15 protein-coding genes and 2 rRNA genes (1 of these 17 only partly in view) are annotated in these 21,696 nt (G+C 68.1%); 1 reads left to right on the plus strand and 16 read right to left on the minus strand.

Annotated elements, in window-relative coordinates; all coding sequences use genetic code 11:
- The 14 genes from AMYBE_RS0115655 to AMYBE_RS0115720 form a co-directional block, all read right to left on the minus strand.
- A 23S ribosomal RNA gene (locus AMYBE_RS0115655) occupies window positions 1–1,592 on the minus strand (it extends 1,531 nt beyond the left edge of the window).
- Between the two features lie 293 nt (window positions 1,593–1,885).
- Window positions 1,886–3,404 (minus strand): 16S ribosomal RNA (locus tag AMYBE_RS0115660).
- Together the 16S and 23S rRNA genes form the textbook arrangement of a ribosomal RNA operon.
- A gap of 369 nt (window positions 3,405–3,773) precedes the next feature.
- On the minus strand, window positions 3,774–5,048 hold the full coding sequence (gene tyrS / locus AMYBE_RS0115665) for a tyrosine--tRNA ligase (protein ID WP_020660335.1): 1,275 nt from the start codon (window positions 5,046–5,048) through the stop codon (window positions 3,774–3,776).
- Window positions 5,049–5,080: 32 nt separating this feature from the next.
- Window positions 5,081–5,710 (minus strand): DNA-3-methyladenine glycosylase, encoded by a 630-nt coding sequence (locus AMYBE_RS0115670; protein WP_020660336.1) that lies wholly within the window; start codon window positions 5,708–5,710, stop codon window positions 5,081–5,083.
- Window positions 5,711–5,760: 50 nt separating this feature from the next.
- Window positions 5,761–7,176, minus strand: a complete 1,416-nt coding sequence (gene argH, locus AMYBE_RS0115675; RefSeq protein ID WP_020660337.1) for an argininosuccinate lyase — start codon at window positions 7,174–7,176, stop codon at window positions 5,761–5,763.
- A 25-nt stretch (window positions 7,177–7,201) separates the two neighbouring features.
- The gene (locus AMYBE_RS0115680) at window positions 7,202–8,212 is read right to left on the minus strand and encodes an argininosuccinate synthase domain-containing protein (protein WP_020660338.1); all 1,011 of its coding nucleotides are present in this window, start codon (window positions 8,210–8,212) and stop codon (window positions 7,202–7,204) included.
- A complete protein-coding gene (locus AMYBE_RS0115685) occupies window positions 8,209–8,709 on the minus strand; it encodes an arginine repressor (RefSeq protein WP_020660339.1) in 501 nt (166 codons plus the stop codon). The genes AMYBE_RS0115680 and AMYBE_RS0115685 overlap by 4 nt, the downstream gene beginning before the upstream one ends.
- Complete coding sequence (argF, locus tag AMYBE_RS0115690; protein ID WP_020660340.1) at window positions 8,706–9,632, minus strand: ornithine carbamoyltransferase; 927 nt, start codon at window positions 9,630–9,632, stop codon at window positions 8,706–8,708. Before argF ends, AMYBE_RS0115685 begins: the two co-directional genes overlap by 4 nt.
- Window positions 9,632–10,837: an acetylornithine transaminase gene (locus AMYBE_RS0115695; RefSeq protein WP_020660341.1), complete on the minus strand. Its 1,206-nt coding sequence runs from the start codon at window positions 10,835–10,837 to the stop codon at window positions 9,632–9,634. Before AMYBE_RS0115695 ends, argF begins: the two co-directional genes overlap by 1 nt.
- On the minus strand, window positions 10,834–11,769 hold the full coding sequence (gene argB / locus AMYBE_RS0115700; protein ID WP_020660342.1) for an acetylglutamate kinase: 936 nt from the start codon (window positions 11,767–11,769) through the stop codon (window positions 10,834–10,836). The genes AMYBE_RS0115695 and argB overlap by 4 nt, the downstream gene beginning before the upstream one ends.
- Window positions 11,766–12,926, minus strand: coding sequence for a bifunctional glutamate N-acetyltransferase/amino-acid acetyltransferase ArgJ (gene argJ, locus AMYBE_RS0115705; RefSeq protein ID WP_020660343.1), 1,161 nt, complete (start codon window positions 12,924–12,926; stop codon window positions 11,766–11,768). The genes argB and argJ overlap by 4 nt, the downstream gene beginning before the upstream one ends.
- Window positions 12,923–13,951, minus strand: a complete 1,029-nt coding sequence (gene argC, locus AMYBE_RS0115710; RefSeq protein WP_020660344.1) for an N-acetyl-gamma-glutamyl-phosphate reductase — start codon at window positions 13,949–13,951, stop codon at window positions 12,923–12,925. The genes argJ and argC overlap by 4 nt, the downstream gene beginning before the upstream one ends.
- Window positions 13,952–14,423: 472 nt before the next feature.
- Entirely contained in the window at window positions 14,424–14,900 is a 477-nt protein-coding gene (locus AMYBE_RS0115715; protein WP_020660345.1) for a hypothetical protein, read from the minus strand.
- Between the two features lie 209 nt (window positions 14,901–15,109).
- On the minus strand, window positions 15,110–16,711 hold the full coding sequence (locus tag AMYBE_RS0115720; protein WP_020660346.1) for an alpha/beta hydrolase: 1,602 nt from the start codon (window positions 16,709–16,711) through the stop codon (window positions 15,110–15,112).
- Window positions 16,712–16,841: 130 nt separating this feature from the next.
- On the opposite strand from AMYBE_RS0115720, the gene AMYBE_RS0115725 reads away from it, so the two are divergent.
- Window positions 16,842–17,531: a DNA alkylation repair protein gene (locus AMYBE_RS0115725; protein ID WP_020660347.1), complete on the plus strand. Its 690-nt coding sequence runs from the start codon at window positions 16,842–16,844 to the stop codon at window positions 17,529–17,531.
- Between the two features lie 111 nt (window positions 17,532–17,642).
- Here the strand turns inward: AMYBE_RS0115725 and pheT are convergent, their stop codons facing one another.
- Together pheT and pheS are read right to left on the minus strand one after the other, a co-directional pair.
- Window positions 17,643–20,204 carry a phenylalanine--tRNA ligase subunit beta gene (gene pheT / locus AMYBE_RS0115730; RefSeq protein ID WP_020660348.1) on the minus strand — a complete coding sequence of 854 codons (2,562 nt, stop codon included), beginning with the start codon at window positions 20,202–20,204 and terminating at the stop codon, window positions 17,643–17,645.
- Entirely contained in the window at window positions 20,204–21,259 is a 1,056-nt protein-coding gene (gene pheS / locus AMYBE_RS0115735; protein ID WP_020660349.1) for a phenylalanine--tRNA ligase subunit alpha, read from the minus strand. The genes pheT and pheS overlap by 1 nt, the downstream gene beginning before the upstream one ends.
- Window positions 21,260–21,696 lie beyond the last annotated feature (437 nt).

Consider the following 21,696-nt stretch of genomic DNA (forward strand, 5'->3'; position numbering starts at 1 on the left):
TCCGTCCGAAGACTTCNNCNNCGGCTTCGGGTGGTTAGTGTCAACCGCCTCGCCATGGGCGCACATGCTCGGGTACGGGAATATCAACCCGTTGTCCATCGACTACGCCTGTCGGCCTCGCCTTAGGTCCCGACTTACCCTGGGCGGATTAGCCTGGCCCAGGAACCCTTGGTCATCCGGCGGCAGAGTTTCTCACTCTGCATTCGCTACTCATGCCTGCATTCTCACTCCCGCACCCTCCACGACTGGCTTCCGCCGCCGCTTCACCGGATGCAGGACGCTCCCCTACCCATCAACACGACTGGACGCCCGCCTCAAGGACGAACGCCGATCTAAAGTGTCAATGACACAGCTTCGGCGGTGTGCTTAAGCCCCGCTACATTGTCGGCGCAGGACCACTTGACCAGTGAGCTATTACGCACTCTTTCAAGGGTGGCTGCTTCTAAGCCAACCTCCTGGTTGTCTGGGCAATCCCACATCCTTTCCCACTGAGCACACACTTAGGGGCCTTAGCTGGTGTTCTGGGCTGTTTCCCTCTCGACGACGAAGCTTATCCCCCGCCGTCTCACTGCCGCACTCTCACACCACGGTATTCGGAGTTTGGTTGATTTCGGTAACCCGGTAAGGCCCCTAGACCATCCAGTAGCTCTACCCCCGCGGTGAAACATGCGACGCTGCACCTAAATGCATTTCGGGGAGAACCAGCTATCACGGAGTTTGATTGGCCTTTCACCCCTACCCACAGCTCATCCCCTCAGTTTTCAACCTAAGTGGGTTCGGGCCTCCACGACGTCTTACCGTCGCTTCACCCTGGCCATGGGTAGATCACTCCGCTTCGGGTCTAGACCACGCGACTACAACCGCCCTGTTCGGACTCGCTTTCGCTACGGCTACCCCACCCGGGTTAACCTCGCCACGCAGCACTAACTCGCAGGCTCATTCTTCAAAAGGCACGCCATCACCTCAACGGCTCTGACGGCTTGTAGGCACACGGTTTCAGGTACTCTTTCACTCCCCTCCCGGGGTACTTTTCATCTTTCCCTCACGGTACTCGTCCGCTATCGGTCTCCAGGAAGTATTTAGGCTTACCGGGTGGTCCCGGCAGATTCACAGCAAATTCCACGAGCTCGCTGCTACTCGGGAACACCACCAAGGCTCACGCAACTGGTTTTCGCGTACGGGGCTCTCACCCACTCCGGCCGCCCGTCCCAAGGCGTTCCACTAACCAGCACATCAACCCGAGAATCTGTCAGAATTCTCAAGGCAGGTCCCACGACCCCGACCACACAACCCCTGACAGGTATCACATGCAATCGGTTTAGCCTCTTCCGCTTTCGCTCGCCACTACTCACGGAATCACGGTTGTTTTCTCTTCCTGCGGGTACTGAGATGTTTCACTTCCCCGCGTTCCCTCCACACCGGCTATATATTCACCGGCGGGTAACACCACATCACTGGTGCTGGGTTTCCCCATTCGGAAATCCTCGGATCACAGCTCGGTTGACAGCTCCCCGAGGCATATCGCAGCCTCCCACGTCCTTCATCGGCTCCTGAAGCCAAGACATCCACCATGTGCCCTTAACAACTTGACCACAAAGATGCTCGCATCCACTCTACAGTTCTCAAACACCACACCAGAAACAACGTGTGTTGCCTCAGGACCCAACAGCATGCCAGCGAACACCCGACAACCCGAGCTCCGTCACCGCTTTCCACGACCCCGAAGGGCCAGTACTCACACGGACTTCGCTCACCGCGACCGGCGATAACCAGTAGTTCCACAATTCCTTGAGCAAGCCCGGCAACACATTCGGCTTCCGTGCCCGAGCCACCCCACACCCTGGTTCCGGGCATCCCGGGGACGCGGACGTGTTGTGCTCCTTAGAAAGGAGGTGATCCAGCCGCACCTTCCGGTACGGCTACCTTGTTACGACTTCGTCCCAATCGCCAGTCCCACCTTCGACCACTCCCTCCCTTGCGGGTTGGGCCATGGGCTTCGGGTGTTACCGACTTTCATGACGTGACGGGCGGTGTGTACAAGGCCCGGGAACGTATTCACCGCAGCGTTGCTGATCTGCGATTACTAGCGACTCCGACTTCACGCAGTCGAGTTGCAGACTGCGATCCGAACTGAGACCGGCTTTAAGGGATTCGCTCCACCTCGCGGTATCGCAGCCCTCTGTACCAGCCATTGTAGCATGTGTGAAGCCCTGGACATAAGGGGCATGATGACTTGACGTCATCCCCACCTTCCTCCGAGTTGACCCCGGCAGTCTCCCACGAGTCCCCGCCATGACGCGCTGGCAACGCAGGATAAGGGTTGCGCTCGTTGCGGGACTTAACCCAACATCTCACGACACGAGCTGACGACAGCCATGCACCACCTGTACACCAACCACAAGGGAAGCCCCATCTCTGGGGATGTCTGGCGCATGTCAAGCCCAGGTAAGGTTCTTCGCGTTGCATCGAATTAATCCACATGCTCCGCCGCTTGTGCGGGCCCCCGTCAATTCCTTTGAGTTTTAGCCTTGCGGCCGTACTCCCCAGGCGGGGCGCTTAATGCGTTAGCTACGGCACGGACAACGTGGATGTCGCCCACACCTAGCGCCCAACGTTTACAGCGTGGACTACCAGGGTATCTAATCCTGTTCGCTCCCCACGCTTTCGCTCCTCAGCGTCAGTATCGGCCCAGAGACCCGCCTTCGCCACCGGTGTTCCTCCTGATATCTGCGCATTTCACCGCTACACCAGGAATTCCAGTCTCCCCTGCCGAACTCAAGTCTGCCCGTATCGACCGCACGCTCCACGTTAAGCGTGGAGATTTCACGGCCGACGCGACAAACCGCCTACGAGCTCTTTACGCCCAATAATTCCGGACAACGCTCGCACCCTACGTATTACCGCGGCTGCTGGCACGTAGTTAGCCGGTGCTTCTTATCCAGGTACCGTCACTTGCGCTTCGTCCCTGGCGAAAGAGGTTTACAACCCGAAGGCCGTCATCCCTCACGCGGCGTCGCTGCATCAGGCTTGCGCCCATTGTGCAATATTCCCCACTGCTGCCTCCCGTAGGAGTCTGGGCCGTGTCTCAGTCCCAGTGTGGCCGGTCACCCTCTCAGGCCGGCTACCCGTCGTCGCCTTGGTAGGCCATTACCCCACCAACAAGCTGATAGGCCGCGGGTTCATCCTGCACCGCCGGAACTTTCCACCACCAAAGATGCCTCCAGTGGTCATATCCGGTATTAGACCCAGTTTCCCAGGCTTATCCCAGAGTGCAGGGCAGATTACCCACGTGTTACTCACCCGTTCGCCACTCATCCCCGGCCGAAACCGGTTCAGCGTTCGACTTGCATGTGTTAAGCACGCCGCCAGCGTTCGTCCTGAGCCAGGATCAAACTCTCCAACAATGCTGTAAAGTTCGATCGAGACTACTCTCAACCATCATTCTCAAAGGAAACCCCGACGAGGGGGTTTCATAAAAAGCTCTACTGGCTTAGTTCACTAGCACACTGTTGAGTTCTCAAGCAACACACCCCGACACCAACCGCCCCCTCAAGGACGACCGACACCGAAGCATCATTCCTAGCAGTTTTTGGTGGGACACCCACTCAATCGCCTTCCCGGCGAGAGCTTGGTTCGTGCCCCGGCGGCCACCCGGTCTCCCTGGCGACTCGGAGAACTTTACCTGACCTCCCGAGGCCCGGAACAGGGGGGTCCCTTAACTGCGTTTCCGCAGCTCAGGCCCCCTGTCCCGGGTCTCGGGTCTCGGCCGACGATCAGTCCGAGACGCGGACTCCGGCGACGTTGCGCTTGCCCTTGCGGACGACGAGCCACCGCCCGTGCAGCGCGTCGGACGCGGCCGGCTTCCACTCCTCGTCGGGGATCTTCACGTTGTTCACGTACGCCCCGCCTTCCTTCACCGTGCGGCGGGCCGCGCCCTTGCTGTCCACCAGTCCCCCGGCGATCAGCAGATCGACGATCGTCGCGTCGCCGGCCGGCTCGACTTTGCCGTTCGGGACCTCGGCCATCGCCGCGTCGAGCGTCGAGGCGTCCAGGTCGGCCAACTCGGCGCGGCCGAACAGCGCCTGGCTGGCCGCGATGACCTGCTTCGTCTGGTCCTCGCCGTGCACCAGGTTCGTGAACTCCTCGGCGAGCCGCTTCTGCGCGGCGCGCAGGTGCGGGCGCTCTTCGGTGTCCGCGGCCAGCGCGTCGATCTCCTCCCGCTCGAGGAAGGTGAACAGGCGCAGGTAGCGGATCACGTCAGCGTCGCCGACGTTGACGAAGTACTGGTACCAGGCGTAGGGCGAAGTCAGCTCCGGGTCGAGCCACACGTTGCCGCCGCCGGTGGACTTGCCGAACTTGCGTCCCTCGGCGTCGGTGACCAGCGGCGCGGTCAGCGCGTGCGCGGTCCCGCGGTCGATCTTGCGGATCAGGTCGACGCCGCCGACAAGGTTGCCCCACTGATCCGAGCCGCCGACCTGCAGCTTGCAGCCGTACTGCCGGTACAGCTGCAAGTAGTCCTGCGACTGCAGCAGCAAGTAGCTGAATTCGGTGTAGGACATGCCGTCGCCTTCGAGCCGGCGTTTCACCGTCTCCCGGTTCAGCATCACGTTCACCGAGAAGTGCTTGCCCACGTCGCGGAGGAACTCCAGGGTGTTCTGCTTCCCGGTCCAGTTGAGATTGTTCTCCACGATCGCGCCGGTCGGCGAATCGTCGAAGTCCACGAACCGCTCGAGCTGCCCGCGAATCCGCCCGGCCCAGTCCGCGACGGTGTCGAGCGTGTTCAGCGTCCGCTCGCCGTTGTCGCGCGGGTCGCCGATCATCCCGGTGGCACCGCCGGCCAGCACGATCGGCCGGTGCCCGGCGCGCTGGAACCGCTTGAGCATCAGCAGCGGGACGAGGTTGCCGGCGTGCAGGCTGGGCGCGGTCGGATCGAAGCCGCAATAGAGCGTGAGCGGGCCGTGGTCGAGCTCTCGGCGCAGGGCGTCGATGTCGGTGGACTGCGCGATCAGGCCGCGCCAGGACAACTCGTCAAGGATGTGCTCACTCACACCTGTAGATGATCCCGCACCTGGTCAACCGACTATCCCGCGGGTCGCACCTGGCGGCGTTTCCCGCCGCGGCGGTAGGCGGAGACGGCCGGGGAACCGTCGACCCAGAACCGCCACGGCGTGTCCATCGCCATCGCGACGCCGACGCGCGGGCCGGTGCGCACGTCGTCCACCGGGACGCGCTCGCCGACCCGCAGCCGCACCGGCGACTCCGGGTCGGTGAGGTCGACGCCGTTCTGGTCCTTGGCGAGGCCGAGCATCGAGGTCAGGATGGCCGGGCCTCTGGCGAGTTCGCCGTTGCCGCGCGCGTTCGGCCGGCGTTTCCGGACGACGTCCGCGCCTTCGACCACCTCGCCCGCACGCAGCAGCACCGCACCCGGCTGGCCGTCCTCGGTGCCGACGACGTTCGCGCAGAAGTGCATCCCGTAGACGAAGTACACGTAGAGGTGCCCGGCCGGACCCCACATCACAGCGTTGCGCGGCGTTTTGCCGCGGTAGCAATGCGACGCGGGATCGTCCAAGCCGCGATACGCCTCGACCTCGACCAGCCGCACCCCGACCCGCCCGTCGAGCGTGTCGGCTTCGAGCACCGCACCGAGAAGCAGCCGAGCCAGGTCGACCGGATCCAGTGCCAGCTCTTCGCGCCGGAACAACCGGTCCACGCGTACTCCCCTCGTCAGTCCGCCAGCCTAGCCAGCGACGGCCGGACGAGTCACTTCAGCCACTCCCGCTGCGCGGACACCCGCTGGACCAGGAGTTCCCGCTGTTCGGCGACGCGTACCGGGGCGGTGCCGCCGCGCGCGTCACGGGACCGCACCGAGCCTTCGACGGTCAGGACTTCGCGCACCGCCGGCGTGAGCGCCGGGTTGATCGCTTGGAACTCCTCGTCGGTGAGCTCGTCGAGGCCGACCCCGCGGCCTTCGGCGACCCGCACGCTCTCTCCGGCCGCCTCGTGCGCGACGCGGAACGGCACGCCCTGGCGGACCAGCCACTCCGCGATGTCCGTCGCGAGCGTGAACCCGGCCGGGGCCAATTCGGCGAGCCGGTCGGTGTGGAAGGTGAGCGTGCCGAGCATCCCGGCGATCGCCGGGAACAACAGTTCCAGCTGTTCGACCGAGTCGAAGACCGGTTCCTTGTCCTCCTGCAAGTCGCGGTTGTACGCGAGCGGTTGCGCTTTGAGGGTGGCGAGCAGGCCGGTGAGATTGCCGATCAGCCGGCCGGCCTTGCCCCGCGTCAGCTCCGCGACGTCCGGGTTCTTCTTCTGCGGCATGATCGAGCTGCCGGTGGCCCACGCGTCGTCGAGGGTGACGTAGCCGAATTCGGCGGTGTTCCAGATGATCACTTCTTCGGCGATCCGCGACAGGTTCACGGCCAGCATGGCGACCGCGAACGCGAACTCGGCGACGAAGTCGCGGGACGCGGTGCCGTCGATCGAGTTCTCCACACTGGTGTCGAAGCCCAGCTCCTTGGCGACGGCTTCCGGGTCGAGGCCGAGCGAGGAACCGGCGAGCGCGCCCGAGCCGTACGGTGACTCGGCGGTGCGCGCGTCCCAGTCGCGCAATCGGGTGACGTCGCGAAGCAGCGCTTGGCCATGGGCCATCAGGTGGTGCGCGAGCAAGACCGGCTGCGCGTGCTGCAGATGGGTGCGACCGGGCAGGATCACGTCCGGGTGCCGGGACGCCTGCGAGAGGATCGCGTCGATTACGTCGAGGGTGCCGGCGACAACGCGGCGCGCGGCATCGCGCAACCACATCCGGAACAGCGTCGCGACCTGGTCGTTGCGGGAACGGCCAGCGCGCAGCTTGCCGCCCAGCTCGGCTCCGGCGCGTTCGAGCAGTCCGCGTTCGAGCGCGGTGTGCACGTCCTCGTCGGCGATCGTCGGCGTGAACGCGCCGGAGGCGACGTCTTCCGCCAGCGTGTCGAGCGCCGCCAGCATCCCGGCCAGCTCTGCTTCGGTGAGCAGACCCGCCTTGTTCAGCACGCGGGCGTGCGCACGCGAACCGGCGATGTCGTAGGGCGCCAGGCGCCAGTCGAAGTGGGTCGAGGCGCTCAGCGCCGCCATCGCCTCGGCTGGCCCGCTGGCGAACCGGCCGCCCCACAGCTGCACCGGCTGGTCTTTCCCGCTCACGTTCTGCCTCTCTCGATCCGGCGTCTCAGGACGCCTGGGTGCTCAGGTGCTGGGTGTCTCCCAGCGGAGTCTGCCCGGTCCCCGGACGGTACCGCCGTCCGACCGGGCGAAGCCGCCTCCCGGGGAGGCCGGCCAAGGCCGCGCGGCCCGCGTGCAGCACGAGCCGCACTTCGCCGGACACGCGTTCTTGCGATTGCCGGACGAACGCGTCCAGCGGTTCGCGCAACGGCGAGAACCACATCCCGTCGTGCACCAATTCGGCCCAGCGCCGATCGACGCCGCGCTTGAACGCCGCCAGGTCGCGGTCAATGGTGTCGCATTCCAGCTGCTGGTGCGCGGCGACTAGCACCGCAGCACCCGGTGCTTCGCAGCTGTCGTCCCCGCCGAACCGGCCGATCCCGTGCGCTCCGGCCCGATGCCCGAGCCGCTGGACCGCTTCGGCCACGCTGACCGTCTCGCCGTCGACCGCGACCGGGGTCCCTTGGTCGAAGGTGACGACCACCTCGTCCGGCGCGTCGAAGTTCGCCCCGGCATCCTCGGTGTAGCGACGTCCCGCCACCACGCTGCGGCCCCACAAAGTCCGGCTGGTCGACAGCTGCGCAGCTGCGCTGCTGCCGCGAACGCCGACTGGCACAACAGTTTCGAGGTCTGGTGCAAGCGCTTCGATCGCGCTGCCCAACGCATGGTCGCCGCCGTGCGCGACGGTCGGCGCGTTCTGGACACGGGCCACCGCGACCAGCTGCTGCGCGAGCAGCGGCCGCGCCAGCGATGCCACCAACGGACGCCAGTCGAGACACAGCGCGTTCGCCTGCAAGGCACGCAGGCAGTACTCGTTCGCGAATTCCTCGCGGACGTCCACGACGACGACCTCTGCCGCGCCTTCGGCCACCGCGCGCCGCCGAAGTGCCCACAGATCGACGTCGCCGGCGCCGAAGTCGGCCGCGACCGCGACGACTTCGGCCTCCCGCGACAGGTGTTTCAGCGCGGCGCTGGAGCCGTGCCCGCCCGAGTAGGCGAGCACGACCCGCCGGGTCACGGCTCGTCCCCTTCCGCCGAACCCTTTGCGAGAGCGGTGAAGCGTTCGGCCAGGTCCCGTCCAGTGAGCGGCTCGCGCGCGATCACCGCGACCGTGTCGTCACCGGCGATCGACCCGACGACCTCTTCCAGCGCAGCCCGGTCGATCGCGCTGGCCAGGAACTGCGCGGCGCCCGGAGGCGTGCGCAGCACCGCGAGGTTGCCGGAGAAATCCGCGGACACCAGCAGTTCCGCGAGCAGCCGGGACAGTCGCGAGGTGCCGCCCTGTACACCGCGGACCGGACTGCCGTCCTCGGGGATCACGTAGACCGGCGCACCCGAGTCGGCTCCGCGCAGCTTGACCGCGCCGAGTTCGTCGAGGTCGCGTGACAGCGTCGCCTGGGTGACCTCGATGCCCTCGGCGGCGAGCAGCCGCGCGAGCTCGGTCTGGCTGCGGATGGCCATCGTGGACACCAGTTCGGTGATCCGCGCCTGACGCCCGACCCGGCTGCTGGTCATCGGCCGTTCTGCCCGAACAGCCAGACCAGCAGCGCTTTCTGTGCGTGCAGCCGGTTCTCCGCCTCGTCCCACACCGCGCTGGCCGGGCCGTCGAGCACCTCGTCGGTGATCTCCCAGCCGCGGTGCGCCGGCAGGCAGTGCAGCACGATCGCCTCGTCCGCGGCGCGCTTGAGCAGCTGCGAGTTGATCTGCAGCGCGCGGAACGGGCCGACCCGGTCGAGTCCGTCGTTCTCCTGGCCCATCGACGTCCAAGTGTCGGTGACCAGCACATCCGAGCCCTCGACCGCTTCGCGCGCGTCGGTGTAGACCGCGGCGCTCCCGCCGGTTTCCGTACCGCGCTGTTTGGCGTCCAGCATCACCTGCTGGTCAGGCTGGAAGCCCTCCGGCGATACGACGCGCACGTTCATCCCGGCGGTGGTGCCGCCGAGCAGCAACGAATGCGCCATGTTGTTGGCGCCGTCGCCGAGGTAGGTGAGGGTGAGCCCGGCGAGCTTGCCCTTGCGCTCGCGGATCGTCATCAGGTCGGTGAGCACCTGGCACGGGTGGAACTCGTCGGTGAGCGCGTTGACTACCGGGATCGACGCGACCGACGCCATCGCGTCGATGCGCTTCTGTGCGAAGGTGCGCCACACGACGGCATCGACGTAGCGGGACAGAACGCGCGAGGTGTCCTCGATGGTTTCCTCGCGGCCGAGCTGCATGGAACGGCCGTCGACGATCACCGGGTGCCCGCCGAGCTGGCTGATGCCGACCTCGAACGAAAACCGGGTGCGAGTCGAGTTCTTCTCGAAGATCGCGGCGACCGTGCGCCCGGCGAGCGCCTTCGTGCCGAGCGGGTCCGCCTTGAGCTGATCGGCGAGGTCGAGCAGTGCGTTCTGCTCGGCGGGGGTGACGTCGTCGTCGCGGAGGAAGTGGCGAGGCATCAGGAAAGGTCCTTCGTGGTGGTGGAGTCGAGCGCGGCCGGGAGGGCGGCGAGGAAGCCGTGTGCCTGCTGCTCGTCGAGCACGAGCGGCGGGGCGAGCCGCACGGTGTCCGGAGCGACCGGGTTGACGAGGTAGCCGGCGTCTTGCACGGCTTTCGCGACCGCTGCGGCGACCGGTTCGCGCAGGCCGATGCCGAGCAGCAGCCCGGCACCGCGGACGCCGGAGACGAGCGGGTGGCCGAGCGCCTCGACGCCGGCCGCGATGTCTTTGCCCAGCGCGGAAACGTGCTCGAGCAGGCCGTCGCGGGCGATCGTGCGCAGCACCGCGAGACCGGCCGCGCAGCACACCGGGTTGCCGCCGAACGTGGTGCCGTGCTGGCCGGGCTTGAGCAGATCGCCGGCCGCGCCGACGCCGATCACCGCGCCGAGCGGGAGCCCCCCGCCCAGTCCCTTCGCCAGCGTGATCACGTCCGGCACGATGCCTGCCTGCTGGAAGCCGAACCAGCTGCCGAGCCGGCCGATGCCGGTCTGCACCTCGTCGAGCACGAGCAGCGCACCGGCGGCCTTGGTGATCTCGCGCGCGGCGTGCAGGTAGCCGTCTGGCGCCGGGATGACTCCTGCCTCGCCGAGCACCGGCTCCAGGAAAACCGCGGCGGTCTCGCCGTCCACCGCGGCCCGCAGCGCTTCAACGTCGCCGTACGGGACGTGCGTGACGCCCGGGACCAGCGGTTCGAACGCCTCGCGCTTCGACGGCTGCCCGGTGAGCGACAGCGCGCCCATCGTGCGGCCGTGGAACGCGCCTTCGGCCGCGACGACCTTGGTGCGGCCGGTGAGCCGGGTGATCTTGAACGCGGCCTCGTTCGCCTCGGCTCCGGAGTTGACGAACAGGACCTTGCCCTGTCCGGTCAGGCCCGCGACGTCCAGCAGCGTTTCCGCCAGTTCGACCGCGACCGGGTTGACGTACAGGTTCGACGTGTGCCCGAGCTTCGAAATCTGCTCGGTGACCGCGCGCACCACCTCCGGGTGGGCGTGACCGAGCGCGTTCACCGCGATCCCGCCGACGAGGTCGACGTACTCGGTGCCGTCCGCGTCCCACACTCGCGCGCCTTCGCCGCGCACAAGAGTCAGGCCGGGAGTGCCGTAGTTGTCCATGACCGCCGACTGCCAGTGCTGCTGACCGTCCGCATTGGACTTGAGAGTAGTCACGCGTTCTCCGTTCCGGAGGGCGCTGCCTCGGGCAGCACCATGGTCCCGATGCCGCGCGAGGTGAAGACCTCGAGCAGCACCGAATGGGCGAGCCTGCCGTCGATGACGTGCGCGCCGCGCACTCCGCCGCGCACCGCGCGGACGCACGCCTCCATCTTCGGGATCATGCCGCTGGCCAAGCCGGGCAACATCCGTTCGAGGCGGTCGACGGGGATCCGGTCGATCAGCGACGACCGGTCCGGCCAGTTGGCGTAAAGACCTTCGACGTCGGTGAGCACTACGAGCTTCTCGGCGCCCAGCGCGGCGGCGAGCGCGCCGGCCGCGGTGTCCGCGTTGACGTTGTGCACCACGCCGTCAATGTCAGGGGCGACCGTGGACACCACCGGGATGCGCCCGGCGTTCACGATGTCGAGCACCGCGTCCGGATTGACCTCGGCGACCTCGCCGACCAAGCCGATGTCGACCTGCTCGCCGTCCACAGTGGCCTGTTTGCGCTCGGCGGTGAACAGCCGCGCGTCCTCGCCGGAGATGCCGACCGCGTACGGCCCGTGCGCGTTGATCAGCCCGACCAGCTCGCGGCTGACCTGTCCGACCAGCACCATCCGCACGATGTCCATGGTTTCCGGAGTGGTGACGCGCAGGCCGCCCTTGAACTCCCCCGGAACGCCGAGCCGGGACAGCATCGCGCTGATCTGCGGACCGCCGCCGTGCACGACCACCGGGTGCAGCCCGGCCAGCCGGAGGAACACCATGTCCTCGGCGAAGGCGGCCTTCAGCTGGTCGTCGATCATGGCGTTGCCGCCGTACTTGACCACCACGGTGGCACCGTGGAACCGCTGCAGCCACGGCAGCGCTTCGATCAATACGCCGGCTTTTTCGGCCGCAGTGGCGAGCCGCTCGTCGGCGGAGATGAGCCCTTCGGTGTCGGTCATGACGAGTACGCGCTGTTCTCTTCGACGTACGCGTGCGACAGGTCCGTGGTGTAGATCGTCGCTTCGTCGCCGCCGATGCCGAGATCCACGACGATTTCGACGGCCCGTCCGGACAGGTCTGCCGCCGATCGGTCCTCGGCCGTGGTGCCGCCCGCGAACAATGTGACGCCGTTGATCGCGATCGCGACCTTTTCCGGATCGATCCGTGCGGGCGCGCGGCCGAGCGCCATCGCGATCCGGCCCCAGTTCGGGTCCGACCCGAACAACGCCGTCTTGACGAGGTTGTCCTCGGCGATCGTGCGCGCCACCGCGATCGCGTCGGCCTCGCTCGCCGCACCCTGCACGGTCACGTCGACGTCCTTGGTCGCGCCTTCGGAATCCGCGCGCAGCTGCAGCACCAGGTCGTGGCTCACCGCGGTCAGCAGCTCGATCAGCTCGGCCTCGGTCGGCTCGACTCCGCTGGCACCGGACGCGAGCACGAGAACCGTGTCGTTGGTGGACGTGCCGCCGTCGACGTCCAGCCGATCGAACGTGACTCGCGTGGCGGCCCGCAGCGCCCGGTCAAGGGTTTCCTTGTCCGCCACCGCGTCCGTGGTGAGCACGGACAGCATCGTCGCCAGGTTCGGCGCGAGCATCCCGGCTCCCTTGGCGAAGCCGCCGACGCTCCAGCCGGAAGCATGCCGGGCGAACGCCTGCTTCGGCTTGGTGTCCGTGGTCATGACGCCGGTCGCCGCGTTCAGCGCCGCTTCCGGGCCGGCATCGAGCGCCGCCACCGCACTGTCCACACCGGACAGAACGGCAGCCATCGGCAGCCGCTCGCCGATCAGCCCGGTGGAGCACACCGCGACCTCGATCGCCCCGGTGCCCAGCACCTCGGCGACTTTTTCCGCGGTGGCATGGGTGTCTTGGAACCCGCCGGGCCCGGTGGCCGCGTTCGCGCCGCCGGAGTTGAGCACGACGGCCTTTAGCTTCTGGTGCTTCAAGACTTCCTGCGACCACAACACGGGCGCAGCCTTGATCACGTTGCGGGTGAACACGCCCGCAGCGACGTCGAGCGGCCCGTCGTTGACGACGAGCGTGAGGTCCAGCGCGCCGGAGGCCTTGATCCCGGCGGCGACGCCGGCGGCGCGGAAACCCTTCGGTCCGGTGACGGTCACGGTGCCACTCCCACGGTGGAAAGTCCGGTGGCCTCGGGGAAACCGAGCGCCAGGTTCATCGACTGGACGGCACCGCCCGCGGTGCCCTTGGTGAGATTGTCGATCGAGGTGACGACAATCAGCCGTCCCGCGTCGGCGTCGACGCCGAGCTGGAGCTGGACGTTGTTCGACCCGACCGTGGCCGCGGTCGACGGCCAGGAGCCTTCAGGAAGAACCTGGACAAACGGTTCGCCGCCGTAAGCCTTTTCGTACACCGCGCGCACCGCGGCTTCGTCGACGTCGCCGGCCAGCTGAGCACTCGCCGTGGTGAGAATCCCGCGCGGCATCGGCGCGAGCACTGGCGTGAACGAAACAGTCACCCGCTTGCCGGCCGCGGCCGAGAGGTTCTGCGCGAACTCAGGCGTGTGGCGATGCGCCCCCGCGACGCCATACGCGCTCGCGTTGCCCATCACCTCGGAGCCCAGCAGATTCGGCTTGAGGCTCTTGCCCGCCCCGGATGTTCCGGTCACCGACACGACCGTGACCGTGGGCTCCACCAGCCCCGCTGCCAACGCCGGCGCCAATGCGAGGGAACCGCCCGTCGGGAAGCAGCCGGGAACAGCGATCCGCTTGGCGCCCACGAGCTTCTCGCGCGCGCCCGGCAGTTCGGGCAGCCCGTAGGGCCACTGTTCCGCGTGCTCGCCGGAGTACCAGCGCCGCCAGTCCTGCGGGTCGGCCAGTCGATGGTCAGCGCCGAGGTCGACCACGAGCACGTCCGGCCCGAGCTGAGCAGCGATCTCCGCCGAATGCCCGTGCGGCAAGGCGAGGAACACGACGTCGTGCCCGGCGAGCGTCTCCGCGTTCGTCTCCAGCAGCACCCGCCCGGCCAGCGGAACCAGGTGCGGCTGGTGCGTGCCGAGCGTCGTCCCGGCACTGCTGGCCGCCGTGAGCGCGCCGATCTCGACTTCAGGATGGGTCAGGAGCAGGCGCAGCAGTTCGCCGCCGGCGTACCCGCTGGCCCCGGCCACCGCGATCTTCACCGTCATACGTATGATTATGCACGAGCGTGCAAGCTCAAACAAAGAGGGTTTGCTCACCCTGGCCGTCCTCTCCCCTGGACTTCCGGTGCGCGTCCGCGCGCTCACCTGGGCTTTCTTCAGTCCTTCGCTCGTTTTCCGGATTTCCGCGGCTCTCGGCCGCTCGGCCATCCGGCAGCCTTCGCGGTGGCCCAACCGGCGGAAGCCGCCGCGCGACAAGCAGGCACGGCACAGCGCGACCGCCGACTTTGACTGTCGATGCGCTACGGCACGAGACCGCCAACCGACGCACGAGCGATCAATCAGCCGCACTGCCGACCGGTCAACCCGTCAGCGCTCCAGCCGCACCCAGACCATCCGACTAGGGCCGACCATTCGGGCCCTGCGACCGGCCTTTCCGCATACCAGCTCCCAGCCCGCCGACGAGCGAACAACGCCAGCGTTCCAACCTGCGGCCGCATGAAAGCCCGGCGCGCAGTCGTCAGTCGGCACCCTCCTCCGCCTCGCGCAGACTCGGCGGCGTCGGCAGGTGGTTCCCCGGATGCTCCGGATCGCAGCCGACCCTCGGCAGCCGAGCGCGGATCCCGCCCGGTGTCCGGGCGAAATGCCGTGCGATGTCCGCCACCGTGTCGCCGGCGAGCCAGCGGGCTTCCAGCTCGGCGTCCATCTCCTCGGTCCACGGTCTGCCCTGCTGGGCCGGCCGTCTGGCCGATCTTCGCCGGGAACCGCCGCCGGCGAACGTGCGCAAGCTCGTGCCCAGCAACTCGGCGACCGTGCTGACCGAGCCCACGTCCAGGTCGAGCCTGCCTTCCACCACGAGTTCGCCGTCCGGCCGCTCGCCACCGACCGTGACGGTGACCCGCTCCGGCTCTCCGTCCTCGGTGCGAGTGATGACCGCGACCTGGTACTGGACTTCTCCTGCCCGGACTTCGGTCCGGTGCTCCTGAATGATCGTCATGGCCGCGAAGGTATCCGGTGCCCCCGACAATTTCGCTCACTTAACGCGATCGGGTGACTGCGTTCCGAAATTGTCGGTGCCCCGTCGTAGCGTCCCCGGCAATCACGAACCACGACCGAGGGGGACCGGTGAACGAGCAGGAGAACACCCGACCGAACAGAACAATGCCCCGGCCTGGCGAACCAGACCGGGGCACCGTGCACACCAGCTCAGAAGCGCAGCAACCCGGCAAGGAGGCTCTGCTTCGCCTCTGCCGCAGCCTTCGCCTCGGCGTCCGCCTTCTGCTGCGGGCCGGTCGCGACCGGAGCCGGAACCGGCGGCGGCACCGGAGCGCACTGGGCGTCCGAGCGGTCGCCGGGCACACGCTTCGGCAGCTGGCCGGTGGCGAGGTAGTCAGCGACCTTGTCGTCCACGCACGCCACTCCGGAGAGCGAGCCGGCATGCGTCGTCCCGCCGGGCGCGCTGATCAGGCTTGCGTGCGGATACCGCTTGCGCACCTCGAGGCTGCCCGAGTACGGCGTGGCCGCGTCGAGCTCCTCGCTGATCAGCAAGGCGCCGCCAACCTTCGCACCGTCGATCGCCACCGGCTTGCCCGGCTTCGCGGGCCAGTCCAGGCAGCTCGCGTTGTACCAGGTGTTGCTCCAGGTCTCGAAGGGCGCACGCACGTGAGTGGCCCAAGCGTCCCGCCTCCAGCGGTCCCACACTGCCGGCCACTGCACGTCGCTGCACTGCACCGCGTTGTACACCGCGAACCCGTTGTCATCGCCGGGCGTGTTCGCCTTGTCGTACAACGCCTTCAGCGTCTGCCAGTCGCCCCGGTGCACCCAGCCGTCGAACGCCTTGGCCATGTCTTCCCAGCCGAACACGTAGTACCCGGCCTGCAGGAAGACGTCGGTCCACTCGTCGCCGCCGATCACGCCGCCGGCCGGCGTCCGGTCGAGTTTCCGCTGCTGCGCGTACCAGAGCTGTTCGACCGCCGAGCCGGTCTTGCCGAGGTGGTAGACGTTGTCGTACTTCGCGAGCCAGCCGAAGTAGATCTTGATGTTGCGGTCGAACGCGACGTCCTGGTCGAGGTTCGCCTGATACCAAACCTTGCGCGGGTCGACGTTCCCGTCGAGCACCATCCGCCGCACCCGCTCGGGATACAGCGTGCTGTAGACCTGGCCGAGGTAGGTGCCGTAGGAGAACCCGTAGTAGTTGATCTTGTCTTCGCCGAGTGCCTTGCGCAGGCTCTCCATGTCCTGCGCGACGTCCGTGGTCTTGATGTGGTCGAGCAGCGGTCCGTTCTTCGCGCACGCCTTGGCATAGCCCTTCGTCTTGGCGCGCCAAGCGTTCTCCTGCTGCAGCGTCTTCGGCACATAGGCCGGGCGATCGTAGGAGAAGTAGTTCGCATCGCACGTCAGCGCTGGCTTGCTGGCCCCGACGCCGCGCGGATCGAAGCCGATCCAGTCATAGCTGTCGCCCGCGTGCCGGGGGACGTTGCGGCCCAACACCGAAAGCCCGAGCCCGGAGCCCCCGGGCCCACCCGGGTTCACCAGCATCACGCCTTGGTACTGCGCGGTTTTGTGCTTCACCCGGGAAACCGCGATCTGCACGGTCTCGCCGGCGGGGTGCGCATAGTCCATCGGCGCCACAAGGAAGCCGCATTCCGCGCCGGCTTTCTTGAGGCTCGGCGTGGCGCACTGGCCCCACTTGATCGACGGCGGGGCGTATCCCGCGGTTTCCGGCTGCGCCGCGGAGGCGGCGGGCACGAAAGCCAGCGTTCCGGCCGCGACAGCGGCAACGGCCAGCGCGGTGACGATTTTCCTCACTGTGGTCCTTTTCGTCCGACGGCAACCCGAACTCGTCGAAACTACCGGCCGCGCGGCACAATCTCGTCTCCCGACACGAGTTGCGCGGTCCCCCGTTCGTCGGGATTCGAAGCGGTGGAGGTGGCCCCCGATGGGTGCGAACGAACCGGTCCTCGCGGCGGTGCGGACCGGGCTGGCCGAGCTGGCCGACCCGGCGAAAGCACCGGAAATGCAGGCGTACATGAAATCCGCGATGCCGTTTCGCGGGGTGCCGAAGCCGGAGCGCGGCAAGTTGCTGAAGGCCGTCTTCGCCGAGCATCTTTTGCCCGATCGAGTGAGCTTTCGCGACACCGTCCTTGCTTTGTGGCGGGAAGCGCAGTACCGGGAGGAGCGGTACGCGGCAATCACCCTGTCCGGGCATCGCGCCTATCGGCAGTGGCAAGACCCGGACCTATTGACGATGTACGAGGAGCTGATCGTCACCGGGGCGTGGTGGGACTACGTCGACGAGGTCGCGATCCGCCGCGTCGGGCCGATCCTGCGCACACATCGGGCGGCGGTCACGCCTGTTCTGCGGCGCTGGATGACGGATGCCGACCGCTGGCGCCGGCGGACGGCGGTGATCTGTCAGGTCAGCGCAAAGGACGAGGTCGACCAAGAGCTGCTCGCCGACGCGATCGAGGCGAACCTCGACGACCGGGATTTCTTCCTGCGCAAGGGAATCGGCTGGGCGCTGCGGGATCACGCCCGGGCTGAGCCGGAATGGGTGCGCGGGTTCGTGCGGGCGCACCCGGGATTGTCTCCGTTGTCCGTGCGGGAGGCGATGAAACACCTCAGCTGATGCGACGAACGAGAAGCGGCAGAAAGGAAAGGAGGTGCTATGACACCAGCGCTCCCCCGCCCCGGCTGACCGGCCGGGATCGGACGGAGCGCGGGGCGGGGCAACGGCAGGTCAGGCGCGGAGCGTGGCTCCGAAGCGCTCGCCGGCAGCGGCGACCGCGGCGTCGCGGGACTTGGTGGCCTCGTCGACGGTGAGGGTGCGGTCCGCGGCGCGGAAGCGGAGCTTGTACGCCAGGGACCGCTTGTCTTCGCCGAGCTGCTCGCCGATGTACACGTCGAAGAGAGTGATCTCTTCGAGCAGCTCGCCGGCGCCCTCGCGGAGCACGTCGGCAAGGTCGGCGGACGGGACGTCCGTGCCGACGACCAATGCGACGTCCAGCAGCACCGGCGGGTAAGCCGAAATGCTGGGTGCCGGCCGGGAGTCGGGCAACGGGATCGCGTCGAGGTCGAGTTCCATCGCGACCGTGCGCGGCGGCAGGCCGAGAGCTTCGACGACCTTCGGGTGCAGCTCGCCCGCGTGGCCCACCGGCCAGTCGCCGACTCGCAGCTGGGCGCAGCGGCCCGGATGCCATGGCAGCAAGTCCGCGGCCTGCACGGTCAGCTCCACGCCGGCCGCCTCGGCGACCAGTCGCGCGGCCTGCACAGCGTCGGCCCAGCCGGCCTGCTCGCCCTTGCCCCACCAGCCAGCGCGCGGGCGCTGGCCGCTGAGGACGGCGGCGACGTGCACCGGCTGGGCGGGCACGGCGGCCTCCAGCACGGCGAGTTCCTCGTCGCTCGGGCGATGCTCGACTCCGAGGTCCGGGACCTTCAGCTGGTTCGGCTTCGGCAGCACGACCTGGCCGACGTGGAACAGCGACACGTCCCGCATGCCTCGGGAAACGTTGCGCTGCAACGTGTCCAGCAGGCCAGGCAGGAGCGTGGTGGCCATCCGGTCGCGGTCGGCTTCCAGCGGGTTGCGCACCCGCACCGTCTGGCGGCGGATGTCGTCCTCGGGCAGGCCGAAGGCGTCCCAGACCGCGTCGCCGATGAACGGGAACGGCCGCACCTCCACGTAGCCCGCCTCGGCGAGTGCGCGGGAGACCGCGCGACTGCGGCGTTGCGTCTCGCTGAGACCGCGGCCCGCTGGCGCGGCGGGCAGCACCGACGGGATGCTGTCGTAGCCTTCGAGCCGCAGCACCTCCTCGACGAGGTCGGAAGGTTGCACGAGGTCGCCGCGCCAGCTGGGCGGCGTCGCGGTGACCAGGCCGACCCCCTGATCGCTGGTGCTCAGCTGGACCTTGCAGCCGATCTGGCCGAGCCGTTTGACGGTGACGCCGCGCTCGTAGCGCACGCCAGCGATCTGGTCGGGCAGGTTGATCGGCATGGTGACCGGCTCGTGCGGGGCGACGCCGCCGACGTCGGTGCGGCCAGGCTGGATCGCGCCTTCGCCGTACTGCCGCAGCAGGCGGGCGGCGAGTTCGACCGCAGCCGCGCACAGCGCCGGGTCGGTGTAGCGCTCGAAGCGCTTCGCCGCCTCGGAGAACAGTTTGTGCCGGCGCGCGGTGCGGCTGATCGACGCCGGATTCCAGTGCGCCGCCTCGAGAAGCACATCGGTGCTTTCCGGGGTGATCTCCGTGCTGGCCCCGCCCATCGTGCCGGCGAGCGAGATGACACCGCTGTCGTCGGCGATGACGATGTCGTCCGCGTCGAGGGTGCGCTCCACGTCGTCGAGCGTGGTGAGCTTCTCCCCCGCGGCCGCGCGGCGCACCACCAGGTCGCCCTGGACGGAGCTGGTCGCGAAGGCGTGCAGCGGGTGGCCGAGCTCGAGCATGACGTAGTTGGTGACGTCGACCGCGAGCGAAATGGACCGGATGCCGGCCAGCATCAGCCTGCGGCGCATCCACCACGGCGTCGGCGCGGTCGCGTCGAGACCGGTGACGCGGCGCAGCACGAAGCGCGGGCAGCCTTCCGGGTCCTCGACCCGTACTGGCCACGCGTCGCCTTCTGCTTCCGGGAAAGCGTCGAGCGCCGCCGGGTCGCCGAACGGCACGTCGAGCGCATTGGACAGCTCGCGCGCCAGGCCGCGAATCGACAGCGTGTAGCCGCGGTCCGGGGTCGGCGTGACCTCGATGACGGTGTCGTCGAGGCCGAGCAGTTCCTTCGCGTCGTCGCCCGGGCTGGCGGTGCCCGGCGGCAGCACGAGAATGCCGGTGTGGTCGTCGCCGAGGCCGAGCTCCAGCGCGGAGCAGATCATGCCGTCGCTGATCTTGCCGTAGGTCTTGCGCGCGGCGATCTCGAAGTCGCCCGGCAGGACCACGCCCGGCAGGGCGACCACGACGAGGTCGCCCTCGACGAAGTTGCGCGCGCCGCAGACGATGCCGCGGGTTTTGATGCCGTGCGGGCCTTCGTTCTCGAGCGGGCCGTCCTCGTCGTCGTCTTCGGACTCGTCGGGCTCGGGCTCCGGATCGGGTTCCTCGCCGACCTCGACGCGGCAGAACCGGACCGGCTTCTTGAACTCGGTCAGTTCCTCGATCTCCGCGACGCGGCCGACCACGAGCGGGCCGGTCACCGGGCCGAGCTTGCTCAGCTCGTCGACCTCGATCCCGATCCGCACGAAAGCGTCGGCCAGGTCCTGGGGCGTGACCTCGGCATCCAGCTCGAGATGCTCGGTCAGCCAGCTCACCGGGACTCGCACTACGCCTCCGTTCCGAAGGGAAGGGTGAACCGGACGTCGCCTTCGACCATGTCGCGCATGTCCGGGATGCCGTTGCGGAACTGCAGGGTCCGCTCGATGCCCATGCCGAACGCGAAGCCGGAGTAAACCTCCGGGTCGACGCCGCAGGCGCGGAGCACGTTCGGGTTGACCATGCCGCAGCCGCCCCATTCGACCCAGCCGGGACCGCCCTTCTTCTCCTCGAACCAGACGTCGACCTCCGCCGACGGCTCGGTGAACGGGAAGAAGTGCGGCCGCAGCCGGGTCTTGGACTGCTCGCCGAACATCGCGCGGGCGAACGCGTCGAGCGTGCCCTTGAGGTGCGCCATGGTGAGGCCCTTGTCGACGGCGAGGCCCTCGACCTGGGTGAACACCGGCGTGTGCGTCGAGTCGAGCTCGTCGGTGCGGTAGGTGCGGCCCGGGCAGACGACGTACACCGGCAGGTCGCGGTGCAGCAGGCTGCGCGCCTGTACCGGCGAGGTGTGCGTGCGCAGCACCAGGCCGGAGTCTTCCTCGCCGACGTAGAACGTGTCCTGCAGCTGGCGTGCCGGGTGGTCCTTGCCGAAGTTCAACGCGTCGAAGTTGAACCACTCGGCCTCGAGCTCAGGCCCTTCGGCGACCTCGTAGCCCATGGCGACGAAGACGTCGGCGATGCGCTCGGACAGCGTGCTGATCGGATGCCGGGCACCGCGCGGGACCTGGTCCCACGGCAGCGTGACGTCGACGGCTTCCTCGCGGAGCACGCGCTCGTCGCGCTCGGCCTGCAGCGCCGCGCGCCGCGAGTCGAAGGCAGACTGAACGGCCTGGCGGGCCTCGTTGACGAGCTTGCCTGCTTCGGCCTTCTCCTGCTTGGGCAGCGCGCCGATCGCCCGGCGCGCGAGCAGCAGCGGCGACTGGTCACCGAGATGGGCCGGTTTGACGGCGGCGAGCGCGTCCAGGTCGGCCGCGCCGGCGAAGGCTTCCTCGGCCGCCTTGATCGCCGCACGCAGGGTCTCCGGTGCGAGCACGTCGACCGGCTGTTCTGTGGCTCCGGACATGACTCCTCGGCGTCCGCTGGGACTGGTGTTGTCGGCGGCACGCGGGCATGGCGCCACACGTGCACATCGGGCAGCTCAGTCTAGGGGATCGGCCGCCGGCCCCGGCCGCTCACCCTCCGCTTCCGGAGCGGCTGCGCCGGATCCGCCCGGCGACCACGACCGACCGTGCCCGCCGACCCGGACGACGGTCAGCAGATCAGGTGAGCATGTCCCGGACGAGCAGCTGCTTGGCGTGGCGAGGGATCCGGACTGGCTGCTGCCGGAGGCGCTGGTGCGTCGAGGGACAAATTGCGCGGCTCCGCTCGCGGATGGGCTGGCCACTGCCGCGAGGAACACAGCAACGCCTCTCCCGAGTGGCCGGACGTGCGTGGTTCCGCAGCAGCGCCACCCGCCCGCAGCGCGACCACGCCGGAGGCACGACTCGCCAGCAGCGCACC

It is taken from the genome of Amycolatopsis benzoatilytica AK 16/65 (assembly GCF_000383915.1).
GTDB classification, from domain to species: domain Bacteria; phylum Actinomycetota; class Actinomycetes; order Mycobacteriales; family Pseudonocardiaceae; genus Amycolatopsis; species Amycolatopsis benzoatilytica.